This is a genomic window from Shinella sp. G-2 (genome assembly GCF_050172695.1).
In the GTDB taxonomy this organism is placed as follows: domain Bacteria; phylum Pseudomonadota; class Alphaproteobacteria; order Rhizobiales; family Rhizobiaceae; genus Shinella.
In genome coordinates this window covers 39,717-56,256 of the sequence record NZ_JBBEYH010000004.1, presented here as the reverse complement: position 1 = coordinate 56,256, position 16,540 = coordinate 39,717, and the positions used below count along the sequence as shown (strand labels likewise).

Annotated in this window: 13 protein-coding genes and 1 tRNA gene; 6 read left to right on the top strand and 8 right to left on the bottom strand. The window is 64.7% G+C overall.

Annotated features, from left to right (window positions below; genetic code table 11):
• Window positions 1-212: 212 nt before the first annotated feature.
• Both V8U06_RS09355 and phoR read right to left on the bottom strand, forming a co-directional pair.
• The gene (locus V8U06_RS09355) at window positions 213-1,247 is read right to left on the bottom strand and encodes a substrate-binding domain-containing protein (protein WP_226920625.1); all 1,035 of its coding nucleotides are present in this window, start codon (window positions 1,245-1,247) and stop codon (window positions 213-215) included.
• Window positions 1,248-1,436: 189 nt separating this feature from the next.
• Window positions 1,437-2,732 carry a phosphate regulon sensor histidine kinase PhoR gene (gene phoR / locus V8U06_RS09350; RefSeq protein WP_427140417.1) on the bottom strand — a complete coding sequence of 432 codons (1,296 nt, stop codon included), beginning with the start codon at window positions 2,730-2,732 and terminating at the stop codon, window positions 1,437-1,439.
• Between the two features lie 132 nt (window positions 2,733-2,864).
• Between phoR and ppk2 the strand changes: the two genes are divergently transcribed.
• Window positions 2,865-3,746, top strand: a complete 882-nt coding sequence (ppk2, locus tag V8U06_RS09345) for a polyphosphate kinase 2 (protein WP_427140416.1) — start codon at window positions 2,865-2,867, stop codon at window positions 3,744-3,746.
• Window positions 3,747-3,755: 9 nt separating this feature from the next.
• Here the strand turns inward: ppk2 and V8U06_RS09340 are convergent, their stop codons facing one another.
• Window positions 3,756-4,913 (bottom strand): biotin transporter BioY, encoded by a 1,158-nt coding sequence (locus V8U06_RS09340; protein ID WP_427140415.1) that lies wholly within the window; start codon window positions 4,911-4,913, stop codon window positions 3,756-3,758.
• Between the two features lie 351 nt (window positions 4,914-5,264).
• Between V8U06_RS09340 and V8U06_RS09335 the strand changes: the two genes are divergently transcribed.
• Together V8U06_RS09335 and V8U06_RS09330 are read left to right on the top strand one after the other, a co-directional pair.
• Window positions 5,265-6,227, top strand: a complete 963-nt coding sequence (locus V8U06_RS09335; RefSeq protein WP_427140414.1) for an NAD(P)H-dependent flavin oxidoreductase — start codon at window positions 5,265-5,267, stop codon at window positions 6,225-6,227.
• Window positions 6,228-6,352: 125 nt separating this feature from the next.
• A tRNA-Thr gene (locus tag V8U06_RS09330) sits at window positions 6,353-6,428 on the top strand.
• Window positions 6,429-6,603: 175 nt separating this feature from the next.
• Here V8U06_RS09330 and V8U06_RS09325 read toward each other — a convergent pair.
• Together V8U06_RS09325 and V8U06_RS09320 are read right to left on the bottom strand one after the other, a co-directional pair.
• A complete protein-coding gene (locus V8U06_RS09325) occupies window positions 6,604-6,843 on the bottom strand; it encodes a hypothetical protein (RefSeq protein WP_427140413.1) in 240 nt (79 codons plus the stop codon).
• A 131-nt stretch (window positions 6,844-6,974) separates the two neighbouring features.
• Window positions 6,975-8,756 carry a diguanylate cyclase gene (locus V8U06_RS09320; RefSeq protein WP_427140412.1) on the bottom strand — a complete coding sequence of 594 codons (1,782 nt, stop codon included), beginning with the start codon at window positions 8,754-8,756 and terminating at the stop codon, window positions 6,975-6,977.
• A 161-nt stretch (window positions 8,757-8,917) separates the two neighbouring features.
• Between V8U06_RS09320 and V8U06_RS09315 the strand changes: the two genes are divergently transcribed.
• On the top strand, window positions 8,918-9,448 hold the full coding sequence (locus V8U06_RS09315) for an NADPH-dependent FMN reductase (protein ID WP_427140411.1): 531 nt from the start codon (window positions 8,918-8,920) through the stop codon (window positions 9,446-9,448).
• A gap of 5 nt (window positions 9,449-9,453) precedes the next feature.
• Here the strand turns inward: V8U06_RS09315 and V8U06_RS09310 are convergent, their stop codons facing one another.
• The gene (locus V8U06_RS09310) at window positions 9,454-10,575 is read right to left on the bottom strand and encodes an AI-2E family transporter (RefSeq protein WP_226921811.1); all 1,122 of its coding nucleotides are present in this window, start codon (window positions 10,573-10,575) and stop codon (window positions 9,454-9,456) included.
• 376 nt (window positions 10,576-10,951) lie between these two features.
• Between V8U06_RS09310 and V8U06_RS09305 the strand changes: the two genes are divergently transcribed.
• Entirely contained in the window at window positions 10,952-12,652 is a 1,701-nt protein-coding gene (locus tag V8U06_RS09305) for a long-chain fatty acid--CoA ligase (RefSeq protein ID WP_427140410.1), read from the top strand.
• A 113-nt stretch (window positions 12,653-12,765) separates the two neighbouring features.
• Window positions 12,766-14,391: a glucose-6-phosphate isomerase gene (pgi, locus tag V8U06_RS09300; RefSeq protein WP_427140409.1), complete on the top strand. Its 1,626-nt coding sequence runs from the start codon at window positions 12,766-12,768 to the stop codon at window positions 14,389-14,391.
• An 18-nt stretch (window positions 14,392-14,409) separates the two neighbouring features.
• On the opposite strand, the gene V8U06_RS09295 is transcribed toward pgi, so the two are convergent.
• Complete coding sequence (locus V8U06_RS09295; protein ID WP_427140408.1) at window positions 14,410-15,495, bottom strand: glycosyltransferase family 4 protein; 1,086 nt, start codon at window positions 15,493-15,495, stop codon at window positions 14,410-14,412.
• A 62-nt stretch (window positions 15,496-15,557) separates the two neighbouring features.
• Window positions 15,558-16,487, bottom strand: coding sequence for a carbohydrate kinase family protein (locus V8U06_RS09290; RefSeq protein ID WP_427140407.1), 930 nt, complete (start codon window positions 16,485-16,487; stop codon window positions 15,558-15,560).
• Window positions 16,488-16,540 lie beyond the last annotated feature (53 nt).

The window sequence follows — 16,540 nt, the reverse complement described above, 5'->3', positions numbered from 1 at the left end:
TCTCCCGGCGAGATCATCCGCGGTGTCATTTTGTTTGTCACAATGCCGGACGCAAAACCGCGTGCTGACTTTTGCCGGCAGTGCTTCGAGCGCGCCCCAGTGGCTCGCCGCGACCGTTCGACAGGCGCCCCGTTCCCGGTCGAGGAACAGGACGTGGGCGCAACCGCCCGAAAGGGAGTGGCCGGCGCGAAAACCGCGCCGGCCGAAGCAAATTACATGATCTTGCCGTCAACGAAGGCCTTGCGGACTTCTTCGCGCTCTGCGTCCGGAGCCGGAACGAGGCCGTATTCAGCGAGCGGGGAGTCGGGGCCGATCATGTCGTCGCTCGTGAAGAACTCGACATATTCCTTGAGGCCCGGGATGACGCCGAGATGTGCCTTCTTGACGTAGAAGAACAGCGGGCGGGAAACCGGGTATTCGCCGGAAGCGATCGTTTCGGTCGACGGAACGATGCCGCTGACGGTGGCGACCTTCAGCTTGTCGGCGTTGTTTTCGTAGAAGGAAAGGCCGAACACGCCGACGCCGGACTTGTTGGCGGCGATGCGGGCGAGCGTTTCGGTGTAGTCGCCGTCGATGTCGACGGCCAGACCGTCCTTGCGAACGGCGATGCACTTGGCATGCTGTTCCTTTTCGTCGGCGACAGCGGCCTTGATCACGTCAGCGGCGCCGGTTGCCTTGCAGCCTGCAGCGAGCATCTTCTCGTCGAAGACTTCGCGGGTGCCGTGCTTTTCGCCCGGGATGTAGGCGGCGATTTCGACGTCCGGCAGGTCCTTGTTGACTTCCGACCACTTCTTGTAGGGGTTGGCGACGAGCTTGCCGTCGACGACGACTTCAGCGGCGAGGGCCAGGTAAAGATCCTTCGGCTCGAGCTTCAGGTCGGCATTGCCGGCGTCCGTGGCGAAGACGATGCCGTCATAGCCGATCTTGACTTCCTGGATCTCTGTGACGCCGGCAGCCTTGCAGGCTTCGATCTCGCTGTCCTTCATGGCGCGCGATGCGTTGGCGATGTCGAGGGTTTCCGGGCCGACGCCCTTGCAGAATTCCTTCAGGCCGCCGCCCGTGCCGCCGGATTCGACGATCGGGGTCTTGAAGTCGGGGAAGGTCTCGCCGAACGTCTCGGCGACGATCTTGGCGTAGGGAAGAACGGTGGAGGAGCCGGCGATCTGGACCTGGTCGCGCGCAACGGCAACGCCTGCGAAGGCGGCAGAAGCAACGAGCGCCGCGAGAGTGAGCTTAAGAGATTTCATCTGGGTTCTCCCGAAGAGGACGTGTGTGTAAAGCGCGCCTTTCGCGCTCTCTGCCGTTGACCGGCGGCCCTTCTCTAAACCCCGATCGCCATCCCTTTTATGTCACTTTGACGAAACATTTGTGACACACCAAGCCCATGAATTTGCTCGACTATTTCGAACCAAACGACGGAAGCTCCGCCCTTTGTGTCAGAATTTGACGGTAAAGACGGTGCCTTTGCCCACCTCGGACTTCACCACGAGGCGTGCCTTGTGGCGGGTGAGGATGTGCTTGACGATGGCAAGGCCGAGCCCTGTGCCCTTCTTGGACCGGCTCGCTTCGACGTTAACCCGGTAGAAACGTTCGGTGATGCGCGGCACGTGCTCGGGTGGAATGCCGGGGCCGTAATCGGTGACGCTGAACTCCGCCGGCACGCCCTCGGTCCCGCCGGTCAGCGTCACGTCGACGCGCTTGCCTTCCTGGCCATATTTGCAGGCATTCTCGATCAGGTTCTCGAAGACTTCGACCAGTTCGTCCCGGTCGCCGGGAACGCTGACGGGGTGCGAGGGCAGGTCGAGCGCGATCTCGACGCCGAGATCGCCGGCGAGCGGCTGCAGGCTGTCGCGCACATGGCCGAGCAGGGGCACGAGATCCACCGTCTGGTCGGGCACAAGGTTGGAGCGCAGTTCAAGGCGCGAGAGCGACAGGAGGTCGTCGACGAGGCGGCTCATGCGGGTCGCCTGCTCGTGCATGATGCCGAGGAAGCGTTCATGCGCCTTGACGTCGTTCTTCGCCGGTCCCTGCAGGGTCTCGATGAAGCCGCGCAGCGAGGCGAGCGGCGTGCGCAGCTCATGGCTGGCATTGGCGATGAAGTCGGAGCGCATGCGGTCGATGCGGCGGGCCTGCGAGACGTCGCGGAAGGTCAGCAGCCAGAGCGGCTCGGTGGTGGGGCCGGCAAGCGGGGCGATGCGCACCACATAGACCGTCTCGGAGGGAAGCCGCTCGGCATGTTCCGTCTCGCGCGGCTGGCCGGAGCCGATAGCATCGCGCACCATGTCGAGGATGCCGGGTGCACGGATGCGGCCGGCAAGGTCGCTGCCCTGCGGGATGGCGCCGAAAATGCCTTCCGCCGCGCGGTTCTGAAGCTTGACCGTCTCACGGGCCGATACAAGCAGCGCCGGCGCATCGAGCGCGCCGAGCACGGCCGAAATCGCGGTCAGGTCATCGGCTGCAGGCGCAGGTTCGACGACGGGCGCCGCCGGCACGGCCATGGTTCTTGCCGTAGCTGCTCCGGCCGCGCGCCGCTCCAGGCGCATCAGGCCGGCGATGACGAGCAGGAGAACCGCAAAGGACACCCAGCCGAGATGAAGGCCGGCAAGCCACATCATGAAGCCGACGAAAACGGCCGAAGCGATGAGAACCCGTTCGCCCCACAGTTGCGTCGCCAGCCAGCCGAGGCCTGTCCGCTGATCCGCCACCGCCACCCATTCCCTTGCAAGCATCATCGTCCTCCACGCCTCCACCGATTCCCGATGGATAGCGCGGCTTCATGACATGTTTTTCACGGCGCGCTTGAATTCGCAATCCGGTTGTGGCCACCTCTGCGGAAAGTCAGATGGCCTGAAGAGGAACAAGCGATGGCGGAAAAGGCTGAAAGCCGGGCTGTGGAACTGGATATCCACGGCAAGAAGCGGGTGTTCGACATCGACGATCCGGTGCTTCCCGACTGGATCGAGGAGAAGGCCTTCGGCTCCGGCGACTACCCCTACGACAAGAAGCTGGACAACAAGGACTACGAGAAGACCCTCAAGCTGCTCCAGATCGAGCTGGTGAAGGTGCAGTTCTGGCAGCAGAAGACCGGAAAGCGCATCATGGCCGTCTTCGAGGGGCGCGACGCCGCCGGCAAGGGCGGCGCGATCCACGCCACCATGTCCTACATGAACCCGCGTTCCGCCCGCATCGTGGCCTTGACCAAGCCGACCGAGACCGAGCGCGGCCAATGGTATTTCCAGCGCTATGTCGCGACCTTCCCGACCGCCGGCGAATTCGTGCTGTTCGACCGCTCCTGGTACAACCGCGCCGGCGTCGAGCCGGTCATGGGCTTCTGCACGCCGGAGCAATACGAGAAGTTCCTCAAGGAAACGCCGCGCTTCGAGAAGATGATCACCTCGGAGGATATCCATCTCTTCAAGTTCTGGCTCGACACCGGCCGCGAGATGCAGCTGAAACGGTTCCACGACCGCCGGCACGACCCGCTAAAGATCTGGAAGCTTTCCCCGATGGATATCGCGGCGCTGAACAAGTGGGGCGACTATTCCGACAAGCGCGACCGCATGCTGAAAGAGACCCATTCGGACCACGCGCCCTGGACGGTGATCCACGCCAACGACAAGCGCCGCGCGCGCATCAATCTCATCCGTCACATCCTGAAGACGCTCGACTACGAGGGCAAGGACAAGAAGGCGATCGGCGAGATCGACGACAAGATCGTCGGCTCGGGACCGGGCTTTCTCAAATAGGACGCCGGCTCATTCGCCCGGCAGGATGCGGACAGCGTAGAGATTGATGCTGCCGCTTCCGCCGGTGATGTCGCTGTTGAGCAGAAGATGACCCGGTTCGCTCGGCGAGAGCGAGCGGTCGAATTCCACCTGGAACAGGATGTCCGTGCGCTCCGACACCGTGAACCGGTGGCGCCCGCAACCGCCCATGGTGGAGAAGTCGCAATCGACGGCCACCTGCACCGGCTTGTCGCCGGCCGCCTGCACGGTCAGCGCCACCGTCGAGGTCTTGCCGCCCATTTCCCCAAGCACGTCGGGCGAAACCTCGATGCGCACCGCGCCGTCGCGATCCGCATCGGTGGAGGTGACGCGCACGGCGGGGCCTTCGCTGGTGCTGATGGATTCGAACCGGCCGGCGGCGCTTGCCGAAAGCTTGGCCGTATCGCCCGGCGAGAACACCGCGCGCCAGTCGGAGGAGAAGCGGCTCTGGGTATCGAGCGCCTTCTTGATCGGGTCTTCGCCGGAGAAATCCTCGCCGGAAACGCGGGCCGGCGGCGTGGAATCGTCCGCGTTCTGCAAATCGTCGAGCAGCCCGCTCGTCTGCACCCACCAGGCCAGCGCGCCGAAGGCCGCGATCAGCGTCGCAACGACCAGCAGGAAGGAGAACAGGCGGCCCCGGCGCTTGCGCGCCTTGGCGACCCGCTCCGGGCGGAAATCCGATGCCTGGCTGGCCGTGGCGTTCTTTTCGGATACGGGGGCGGCGCCGGCGGCAAAGCCATCCTCGCGGTCGGGCCTGATGGCGCCGATATGGCTTGCCGCAGCGGGCGTCCGCTCCGCGTCCATCCGCGGCTCGGCGTCGATCGTCGGCTCGGGGCGGGCATCCCTTTCCGGGCGCACGTCGCGCTCGGCGCGCAGCACCGGTTCCGGCCGCACCTCGACCACCGGCTCCACGCGGACGTCGCGTGCGGTCGCAGCGATCTGCGCGCGTTCCTCGGACTCGATCTGATGAATGGTCGCTTCCAGACGGTGGCGCTGCGCGGTGATCGTCTCGGGATCGTTGACCTCCTGCTTGCGCAGGCCCGCCTCCAGCGCATTGCGCGCCGACTGGTAGATGCGCGCCCGAACTTCGGCATTGGCGCGCTCCGAGCGCGCCAGCGCGTTCCTGATTGCCGTTTCCAGTCCGCTCACATCCGACCCTTCTGCGGGAGCCGCCGAACCCCGGCGGCGACGATACTTCTGTGGAAAGAGCCCTACTTTCCGGCTTTTGTTAGTTTTTGCGTAACGTTTGCCGGGAAATTGCGCAAGCCTTGCCGCCGAAACTGCCGTGCTTCACCGGGGATAAGCGGAGCGCGGCTGCCGCCAGGCTTTTCCGCCTCCCCCAAGGCGCTCTGCATGCCGGCGCGCGCGAGGCGACCGCAAGATCATACCGACTCGTGCGAGCATTCCCTCGAATCACCGCCGTCGCGCCCCTTTTCAGACGGAAATCCCGCTGCTATTGTTTTGACGTTTTCGTAAACGTCAAAAGACTGGATTTCCGCCATGGCCCTGCCCGCGATCCTCAAGGACAAGCTGCGCCTGCCCGTCGTCGGCGCGCCGCTCTTCATCGTCTCGCACCCCGCGCTGACCCTCGCACAATGCAAGGCCGGCGTCATCGGCGCCTTTCCGGCGCTGAATGCGCGGCCGGAATCCCAGCTCGACGAGTGGCTGGCGGAAATCACCGAGGGCCTTGCCGCGCACGATGCGAAGAACCCGGATCGCCCCGCCGCCCCCTTCGCCGTCAACCAGATCGTCCACCGCTCCAACACGCGGCTGGAACACGACCTGATGATGTGCGTGAAATACAAGGTGCCCGTCGTCATCTCCTCGCTCGGCGCCGTGCCGGAAGTGAACGCCGCGATCCACTCCTATGGCGGCATCGTGCTGCATGACGTCATCAACAACCGCCACGCCAATTCGGCGATCCGCAAGGGTGCCGACGGCCTGATCGCCGTTGCCGCCGGTGCGGGCGGCCATGCCGGCACGCTTTCGCCCTTCGCGCTGATTCAGGAAATCCGCGAGTGGTTCGACGGCCCGCTGCTGCTCTCCGGCGCCATCGCGACGGGCGGCGCGGTCCTCGCCGCCCAGGCGATGGGTGCAGACATGGCCTATATCGGCTCCCCCTTCATCGCGACGACGGAGGCCCGGGCTAGCGAAGCCTACAAGCAGATGATCGTCGACAGCGCCGCCGCCGACATCGTCTATTCCAACTATTTTACCGGCATCCACGGCAATTATCTGAAGCCCTCCATCGCCGCCGCCGGCATGGATCCGGATCATCTGCCCGAAGCGGATCCGTCGAAGATGGACTTCGAAAAGGCAACGACCGGCGCGAAAGCCTGGAAGGACATCTGGGGCTGCGGCCAGGGCATCGGCGCCATCAAGGAAATCGCCCCCGTCGCGGACCTCGTCGCCCGGATGGAGCGCGAATATGCTGCCGCCAAGGCCCGCATCACCGCCGGTTGACCCGTCTTCCTCGCTGCACCGCACAGGAAAAATGCGGAAGTTGAAACTCCGCGCTTGAAATCTCCGTCCATTGCGGTTATCAGCGCACCCATTCCGGTCCCGACATGCTTCGGGACCGTTCAGAGGCCGCTTTAGCTCAGTCGGTAGAGCACATCATTCGTAATGATGGGGTCAGGTGTTCGAGTCACCTAAGCGGCACCACTTCTCCAGAACCAGAAAAATCAGCGCCTTGGGCGAGCGTCCCGTTTTGCGCTTCCCGGGAATTGCCGCTCAGGTCTGATGCTCGCGCAGCAGACGTGATCCGGATCGTGGCAAGGGCACGTCCAGAGGCTCCGAGACAGGTTAGAGCAGCCGGGCGCGAAGCTTAGTGCGCCTCTCACGATCCGTAGGCCGCTTTGTTTGGATGCCTCGGCGCTTCTCTGTTGACCCGCGTCCGCCCTTCCTTGAGGTCGGGCCTGTCACCCGTCCCAGAAACGCGTTCGACCGCATCGGTGGTTTGAGTGGGTTTTGGCAGCTTGTGCTTTCGTGCCGCGGGATGCGTTCCGTCAGAGATGCTGCCGGGGTGAGGGTCTTCGACACCTGGCGAAGACGTGATCGTGTTGTCGGGTTTTGCCATATCCGATCTCCCTTTGAGGGAGAATGCGTGGATGTCAGCGCCAGTTCCATCCGCGACTGCGCGCCTGCGACGATGCTTTCCTGCCCTCGGTGGAGGGCAGCGCTGATGCGCCCGGCGACACAGCCTGAAATTCAGCTCGCCATCTGCGTCGGCGCCATCGGGCTGCCAACAGCGGGCATAGGCGCGCCGGTTGCGTCACTGCGTGCAAGCGCATCGCTCCGGGCGTTTCGCATCGATGCGGTTACGGTGCGATTCCGTCCGGCCTGCTTGGCATCGTAGAGCAGCTTGTCGGCCCTCTCGTAGAGTTCGGCAAAGCCCAGGCCGACATCCGCCCTCGCGTGAATCATGCCCATGCTGGCGGTCACCGGTTTGCCAAGCCCGGGAACGGCGTTGCCGACGATGGCGGAGATCGCCTGGCGCCGGCGCTCTGCCCGCTCCCCGGCCTCATGGTCCTTACCGCGGACAAGCAGGACAAATTCTTCGCCGCCAAGACGGAACGCCTGAACGTTTTCATCGGATCGGAGCGCTTCGGCCACCGCCTTCAAGACACGGTCGCCGACCAGATGTCCCTGCGTATCGTTGATCGACTTGAAGTGATCGAGGTCGAGCACGGCAATGGTGCCGTAGCCCTCAGCGCGGAGCGTCTCGAAATCGCGTTCCATTGCCCGCCGGTTCAGCAGTCCCGTCAAGGCGTCTCTTTCCGACAGGCGCTCGAGCATGTCCGCCTCGAAGCGGGCATGATCCCTCTGGCGCCGGATCGCCATGAAGCGGTCTGCGACGCCCAGCGTGGTGAACAGGACTTCGCATGCGCAGCCAACATAGAACAGAAGCATGGCATCGTTGCTGTGCAATCCGGGCACGACGCCCGTGGCCAGGCGCACCAGACCGGCCATCGTCATCGGCAGATAACCGATCACCTGGAACTTCGCCGCCCGGCTGCCCCGGCGAAGCGCGCTGATGAGGGATAGGACGAAAACCGCGATGATCGGGGCGAAGGCCGCCGTGTAGAGGGTGGACTGGACGGCACGGCCCACGAAGGGGAAGGCAGCGTGAAAGACGCCCAGGAAAACCGCCCAGGCGGCGCACCAGAGCAACGCCCGGCGCAAGATCGGGTGCAGGCAGTCCGCTTCGATGAAGCTGTGCGTGAACATGGCCCCGAAGGCGACGGTCAGGCCGAAGATGACCGTGGTCATCCAGCTCAGCGTCATCGCTGCCGGATCGAAGAGAGCAACCGCGAGCCCCGAGGACACGAGGATTGTCGCGAGCAGGGAGATGGTCAGCATGGAGTGCCAGAGCACAAAGGGCTCACGCAGGATCCTGTAGAACGCCGCATTGAAAAGAAGCGGCATGGACAGCATTCCGGCGAGTGCCGCAAGGAGGATCAGCGAACGCACGTTGCCCTGCCCCAAAGGCAGGTCTGACGGCCCCAGATAGGCTTTCTCCAGCGTCATCTTGTGACTGGGCAGATCGAATGCGGCAACGACCCGTTTCGTCTTGTCTGTCATGCCGGGAAGCGGAACCTTGAAGTATCCGCCGCTTTGCGCGCTGGAAATGTCGCCTGCGGATATCGAGCTCTGGTGAACCCCGCCGTCGCCGTCGACGGACAGCACGTGCACGGCCGAAAGCGCGCTTCGCCTGGAGTAGAGATACTGGGGGAGAGCCGTCTCCGGACTTATCTCGAAACGCAGCAGCACGCGTTCGCCTTCGAGCGAATAGATCCGGTCTTCGCAGTGCCAGCCCCCGGATGCGAGGGCGGCCGCGGCAAGGTCGTCCGATATGGCGCCGGATTTCCAGCACAGGCTGCGGGTTTCCAGACTTTGCGCCGCACACAGCTGTGCCATGCCCTGCAGCACGAGAATCGCGAAGCAGAGGGCGGAGGGCAAAAGCAGGTGTCGAACGAACTTCCGGATCATTGCCTGACGGTAGGAGGCAAAACTTGAAAGGCAGTTACGGAAGCTGACGGTCCGACGAAAAGCGAAACTTGGGTCAATACGTCCTTAATGCGATGGATGGCCGGGCCTCCATTGCCCGCCGTCCTCTTGACCTGCCAACCGGCCACGCGCATTCCTGCGCCATGAAATTCCTGGCAATCTCCGGAAGCGCCCGTCAGGCGTCCACCAACACGGCCATGCTGCGGGCGCTGCAGAATGCGGCGGGGCCTGACCATACGATCACGCTCTTTGACCGGATCGGGGACCTGCCGGTCTTTTCGCCCGACCTCGAAGGCGAGGCGCTACCGGGCGTCGTGGCCGCCCTTGCCGATGCGGTGGCGCGGGCGGACGGGCTCATCATCTCCAGTCCCGAATATGTCCGGTCGATCCCCGGCGGCATGAAGAATGCGATCGACTGGCTGGTGTCGCGCGAGGAGCTGGTGAGCAAGCCGATCGTGCTTGCCCATGCCTCGCATCGCGGCGACGACATGCTGGAGCAGATGCGCATCGTGCTCGGCACGGTCAGCGCGCGCTTCAATGCGGATCTGTTCCTGCGTTTCCGCCTGATGGCGCTGTCTCCAGAGGAGATCGCGGACCGGCTGTCCGCGCCGGCGGCTCTTGCGGAAATCCGCATCTTCCTGGACCGTTTCGCTCGCGACTGCGCCGAGGGCTGACGCCCTCAGCCGACGTTGCGCTCCGGTTCGGCCCGCGCCGACGGCTCGGCATGCGGATCGAGAATGATCGTCGGGGCCGAGTCGGTGGTTTCGAGATCGCGGATCCATTCGCGCCAGATGGCGACGAGAAGGGCCATGAGGACGGGGCCGATGAAGAGGCCGAGGAAACCCATCGTCTTCACGCCGCCGATGAGGCCGAAGAAGGTTGGCAGGAAGGGCAGCTTGATCGGGCCTCCGACGAGGCGCGGGCGCAGCGTCTTGTCGACGATGAAGAGTTCCACCGAACCCCAGGTAAGCAGGGCGATACCCGCGAAAAGGGAGCCGCTGGAGACGAGATAGATCGAGACCAGCGTGAAGGAGAGCGGCGCACCGCCGGGGAAGAGCGCCATGACGCCGGTGAGCACGCCGAGCGTGACGGCGGAGGGCACGCCGGCGACCCAGTAGGCGACGCCTAGAACGATGCCTTCGCCGATGGCGATCAGCGTCATGCCCGTTACCGTGGAGCTGATCGTCGCCGGCACGATGCGGGAGAACCGCTCCCAGCGCGTCGGCAGGATGCGCTCGCCGAGGCGGTCGACCTGCGCTGCGAAGGAAATGCCGTCGCGATAGATGAAGAAGAGCGCGATCAGCATGAAGAGCGCGGCGAGCAGCAGATTGAAGGCCTTGCCGCCGGCCGCCAGCGCGACACGGTAGATATTGCCGATATTGGCGCCGCTGACGACCTGCGTCAGTTCGCCGATGGCGCCGGGATGATCGAGGAAGCGCGTCCACTGCATGTCCAGCCAGCCGCCGATGACCGGCAGCACGCGGATCCAGTCCGGCGTCGCGGCGCCGGTGCGGTTCGTTTCCACGGCCCAGCCGATCCAGTCGCGAATCTCGTGGCTGGCATAGGTGGCGGCAAAGACGACCGGGCCGACGATGAAGCCGAGGATGAAGAGGATGGCGATGGAGGCGGCAAGCGTTCGCCGGCCGTTCACCCGCGTCAGAAGGCGGGAATAGAGCGGCCAACTCGCAAAGGCGATGACGAGAGCGGCAAGGACCGGAACAAGGAAACCGTGGAAGAAGTAGATGCCCGCAAGGACCACAAGGACAAGAAGCCAGCGCGCCACCGAGATCGGCGACAGAATCGCGGCGCCCGTCTGGCGGGCTGCGCCGAGAAAGCGCGGTTCACTTCTGCGATGTTCCGAATGCAGCAACTCACCAACTCCTGAAACCGGCGCCCCCGGTCGGACCCCTACTTATGATGTACGCGAGGAATGTTAAACATATACGCGGTTTTTTGGGCAAAGGCGCGCTGAGACGTCGCAGGCGGTCAGAAATCCGCGACGCGCCGAAACCCATGCCGGGGAACGCGGCAGATTGTTGACGTTTACGTCAATGTAATATAGCGATGGCTCTTGATGGCGCCCGTCAAAAGCATCATCTTGTCCGCATCGGACGGTTGGAGGACCTGCCGATGCCGGCGGGACGGACGATGCCCGCGCCCAACGAGGAGGAGCCCCTATGTCGGTCACTGAGACGCACCCTTCCACGCAGCCGTCCGGCCGTTTCTGGACCGCCTCCTATCCCGAGGGCATGGCCAGCGAGATCGCACCGCTCGGCCATCCGTCCATCGGCGCGCTGGTGGAAGGCAGCTGCGCCCAGTTCGCCGACCGTCCCGCCTTCACCAGCATGGGCAAGACGCTGACCTTCCGCGATTTCGAGGCCGCCTCGCGCGCCATCGCCGCCTGGCTCCAGGCACGGGGGCTGGAAAAGGGCGACCGCGTCGCGGTCATGATGCCGAACATCCTGCAGAACCCGGTGATCATCTTCGGCATCCTGCGCGCCGGGCTCGTCGTGGTGAACGTCAACCCGCTCTATACGCCGCGCGAACTCGAACACCAGCTGAAGGACGCCGGCGCCAAGGCGCTGTTCGTTCTGGAGAATTTTGCCGGCACGGTGGCGCAGGTCGTCGCGCGCACCGCCGTCAAGCACGTCGTCGTCACCACGATGGGCGACATGCTGGGTCTCAAGGGCCTGATCGTCAATTTCGTCGTGCGCAAGGTCAAGAAGCTCGTGCCGGCCTGGTCGCTGCCCGGACACATCGCCTTCAAGCAGGTGATGGCCGAGGGCGCGCGCGGCACCGTCAAGCCGACCGCCATCGTTCCCTCCGACACCGCCTTCCTGCAATATACCGGCGGCACGACGGGCGTTTCCAAGGGCGCGACGCTGACCCATTCGAACCTGCTTTCCAACATGGAGCAGATCAAGCTGTGGATCGAGCCGACCTTCCGCATCAAGAAGCGGCCGGACCAGCTCACCTTCGTCTGCGCGCTGCCGCTCTACCATATCTTCGCCCTGACGGTGAACGGGCTCGCCGGCATCGCGCTCGGCGGCCACAACGTGCTGATCGCCAATCCGCGCGACATCCCGGCCTTCGTCAAGGAACTGGCGAAGATCCGCACCCACATCTTCCCGGGCCTCAACACGCTGTTCAACGCGCTGATGAACAATCCCGACTTCGCCAAGCTCGATTTCTCCGAGCTCGTGCTGACGCTCGGCGGCGGCATGGCGGTGCAGCGCCCGGTCGCCGAACGCTGGCAGAAGATGACGGGCTGCGCCATCACCGAAGGCTACGGCCTCTCGGAGACCTCGCCGGTCGCCACCGCCAACCGTTTCGACAAGCCGGAATTCACCGGCACGATCGGCCTGCCGCTGCCCTCCACCGATATCGAGATCCGCGACGACGAGGGCCGTACGCTGGCGCTCGGCGAGGTCGGCGAGATCTGCATCCGCGGCCCGCAGGTCATGGCCGGCTACTGGCAGCGCCCGGACGAGACGGCCAAGGTGATGACGCCCGACGGCTTCTTCCGCTCCGGCGACATCGGCTTCATGACGGCCGAGGGCTACACCAAGATCGTCGACCGCAAGAAGGACATGATCCTCGTCTCCGGCTTCAACGTCTTCCCCAACGAGGTGGAAGAGGTGGCGATGTCCCATCCCGGCATCCTGGAATGCGCGGCGATCGGCGTGCCGGACCAGCATTCCGGCGAGGCGGTGAAACTCTTCGTGGTGAAGAAGGACCCGGCCCTGACGGAGGCCGACGTGAAGGCGCATTGCGCCGCCAACCTCACCAACTACAAGCGGCCGAAATTCGTCGAATTCCGCACGGAGCTGCCGAAATCCAACGTCGGCAAGATCCTGCGCAAGGACCTGCGGGGCTGAACGCAGCCCCGGTTAAACCGATTTAATTTTTTCGCCATATGGCGTTTGCGGTCTTGATTTGGGCGTGCCAAAGCGACTAGCTAGGGCATCGTCCAAAGCCAGGGAAGACGCCGATGAACGCGCTTGTCGATAAGCTGAAATCCATCGTCCGCGATACCAACGCCACAGACATACGGGGCGCCTTCGCGGCCGATCCCGCGCGGTTCTCCCGCTACAGCACCACATTCGACGATTTCCTCTTCGACTATTCCAAATGCGCGGTGAACGACGCCGTGCTCGACGCACTGGAAGCGCTGGCCAGGGACGCCGGCGTCGAGAAGAAGCGCGACGCCATGTTCGCCGGCGAGATCATCAACATCACGGAAGAGCGCGCGGTGCTGCACACGGCGCTGCGCAATCGCGCCAACACGCCCGTCCTGGTCGACGGCAAGGATGTGATGCCCGACGTCAACGCCGTTCTCTCGGCGATGGGCGACTTCGCCGAAAACATCCGCTCCGGCGCGCTGAAGGGCGCGACGGGCAAGGCGATCACCGACGTCGTCAATATCGGCATCGGCGGTTCGGATCTCGGCCCGGTCATGGCGACGCTGGCGCTCGCCCCCTTCCATGACGGCCCGCGGCTGCACTTCGTCTCCAATATCGACGGCGCCCATATCGCCGACACGCTGAAGCTGGTGGATGCAGAGACGACGCTGTTCATCGTCGCCTCCAAGACCTTCACCACCATCGAGACGATGACCAATGCCGCGACGGCGCGCAAATTCATCGCCGATGCGCTGGGCGAGGCGGCCGTCGGCCACCATTTCTGCGCGGTCTCGACGGCGCTCGACAAGGTCGCGGCCTTCGGCATCGACGCGGCCCGCGTCTTCGGCTTCTGGGACTGGGTCGGCGGACGCTATTCGATCTGGTCGGCCATCGGCCTGCCGCTTATGATTGCCATCGGCAAGGCGGACTTCGCCGAATTCCTTTCCGGCGGCCATGCCATCGACAGACATTTCCGCGAGGCGCCGATCCGGCAGAACATCCCGATGCTGCTCGGTCTCATCGGCTACTATCACCGCAACGTGCTGAACTACCCTTCGCGCGCCATCCTGCCCTATGACCAGCGCCTGTCGCGCTTCCCGGCCTACCTCCAGCAGCTCGACATGGAATCGAACGGCAAGTCCGTGACCATCGACAGCAAGCCGGTCGAGGGCAAGACCGGCCCGGTCGTCTGGGGCGAGCCCGGCACCAATGGCCAGCACGCCTTCTACCAGCTCATTCACCAGGGCACCTCGGTCATTCCGACCGAATTCATGATCGCGGCGAACGGCCACGAGAAGGCGCTACGCCACCAGCACCAGCTGCTCATCGCCAATTGCCTTGCGCAGTCGGAAGCGCTGATGAAGGGTCGCACGCTGGAAGAGGCCAAGGCACAGCTCACCTCCAAGGGCATGGACGAAGCGAAGGCCGACAGGATCGCGCCGCACCGCGTCTTCTCCGGCAACCGGCCGTCGATCACCATGACCTATGACAGCCTGACGCCCTTCGCGCTCGGCCGGCTGATCGCGCTCTACGAGCACCGCGTCTTCGTGGAGGGCGCGCTCTTCAACATCAACTCCTTCGACCAGTGGGGCGTGGAGCTTGGCAAGGAACTGGCGACCGGCCTGCTTCCGGTCGTCGAGGGCAAGGAGAGCGCGGCCGGGCACGATTCCTCGACGGCGGGTCTCGTCGCGGCACTGCTGAAGGCGGCCAGGTAATAGACCTGGCGAAAGCGCTCAGCGCAGGCTGAGACGGCGTGCCGCGAACGCATCGCGCGGCACGCGGGTCAGGTTTCCGAAGAACTCGCGGGCGCAGGCGCGCCAGCTATAGGCCATGGCGCGGCCACGGGCGACGTCCTTCGGGATATCGAGCGCGGCAAGCGCCGCCGCCCGCAGATCTTCCGAGAGCACGCCGCCCTCGCCCAGCACGTCGCGCGGGGCGGTGACCGGGAAGGCGGCGACGGGAACGCCGCTTGCCAGGGCTTCCAGCATCACATTGCCGAAGGTGTCCGTGCGGCTCGGAAAGACGAAGGCGTCGGCGGAGGCATAGATCGACGCCAGGTCCTCGCCCACCTTGCGGCCGAGGAAATGCACGTCGGGATAACGCTGGCGCAGCATGGCAAGGTCCGGCCCGTCGCCGACGACGACCTTGCTGCCCGGCAGGTCGAGCGCGAGGAAGGCCGGCAGGTTCTTTTCCACCGCGACGCGCCCGACATTGAGGAAGATCGGCCGCGGCAGGCCGAGATCGCGGCGCTTCGCCGGATCGAACAGTTTCGTATCCACCCCGCGCGACCAGCGCTTGATGCGCACGAAGCCGCGCGCCGCCATTTCCGCGCCGAGCGACTTGGTGGCCACCATCATGCCTTCGCCGGAATTGTGAAAGCGCCGCAGCCACCAGTAACTCAGGCTTTCCGGTATGGGCAGACGCGCGCTGATGAATTCGGGAAAACGCGTGTGATAGGCCGTGGTGAAGGGCAGCCGGCGCTTGAGACAGGCGCGCCGCGCCGCCATGCCGAGCGGCCCCTCCGTGGAGATGTGGATGTAGTCAGGCGCGACGGCCTCGATCTCGGCCAGCACCTTGCGGCTCGATGCGATGGCGAGGCGGATTTCCGGATAGGACGGCAGCGGGATGGTCGCGAACTTCTCCGGCGTCAGGAAGACGACGTCGACGCCCTCTTCCGCCATGGAGCGGGCCAGTTCCTCCAGCGTGTGGACGACGCCGTTCAATTGCGGCCGCCAGGCATCCGTGACGACGAGAATGGTGGGCGCCCGGCCATCCGGCCGGTCGGGGACGAACGAATCTGAGGTGGCGTGATCGAGCATGGCCCCTTTGACCATGCGGCGATGACAGGCGAATGAAGGCGGTCGCCCGTTCGGGCAGAGCCTCAGCCGAGGCCGATTTCCTTTGCCCAGGGCGGATTGGCGCCGGCGCGGGAGACCGTGACGGCGGCGGCCTTGGCGCCAAGCGCCAGAACCCTGGCGATCTGCTCCTCGCTCAGCCTGCCGACCTGCTCCTTGGTGAGCAGGTTCTGCATCTTCAACGAAGCGAGCACGCCGGCATCGAACGTGTCGCCGGCGCCGACCGTATCGACCACCGTCACACGCTCGCTCGGCACCGTGACCTTGTGGCCGGCGGTATAGCCGACCGCGCCCTCCGCGCCACGCGTGACGACGACGAGTTTGGCGCCGTGGTGCAGCCAGTAGCGGGCCAGCGCATCCTCATCCCCCTCGAGGCCGAACCAGGCAAGGTCCTCGTCGGAGAACTTCACGATATCGGCCTTGGCCGCCATGCGGCGGATGCGGGCCATATGCGCGTCCTTGTCCTTGATGAAGCCGGGACGGATGTTCGGGTCGAGCGAGATCACGCGCTTGTCGTGCTCGCGCATCAACAGCGCCTCGTAGGTCGAGCCGCAGGGTTCCGGGATGAGGCTGATGGCGCCGAAATGCAGCGCCTCGCAATCCGCGCCGAGCACCGGAAGCTCGGCCTCGGTGATCATGCGACCGGCGGTGCCCTCGTCGTAGAAGGCATAGGTCGCATGGCCGTTCACCAGCTTGACGAAGGCGACGGTGGTGGGGCGCGAGAGCGTTGCGCAATAGCTGTAGTCGACGCCGCTTTCACCCAGCGTCTTACGCAGGATGTCGCCCATCATGTCGTCGGAGAGGCCGGTGAAGAAACCCGTGGGCACGCCGAGGCGGCCAAGCGCGATCGCCGTGTTGAAGATCGCCCCGCCGGCATAGGGCGCATAGGCGTCCTCGCCGAGCGTCGTTGTCCGCGGCAGCATGTCGATCAGCGCTTCACCACAACACAGGATCATCAACGTTCCTCCAGCCAGATTTCAATCGATTTAAACGAATGTCACCCAAAGCG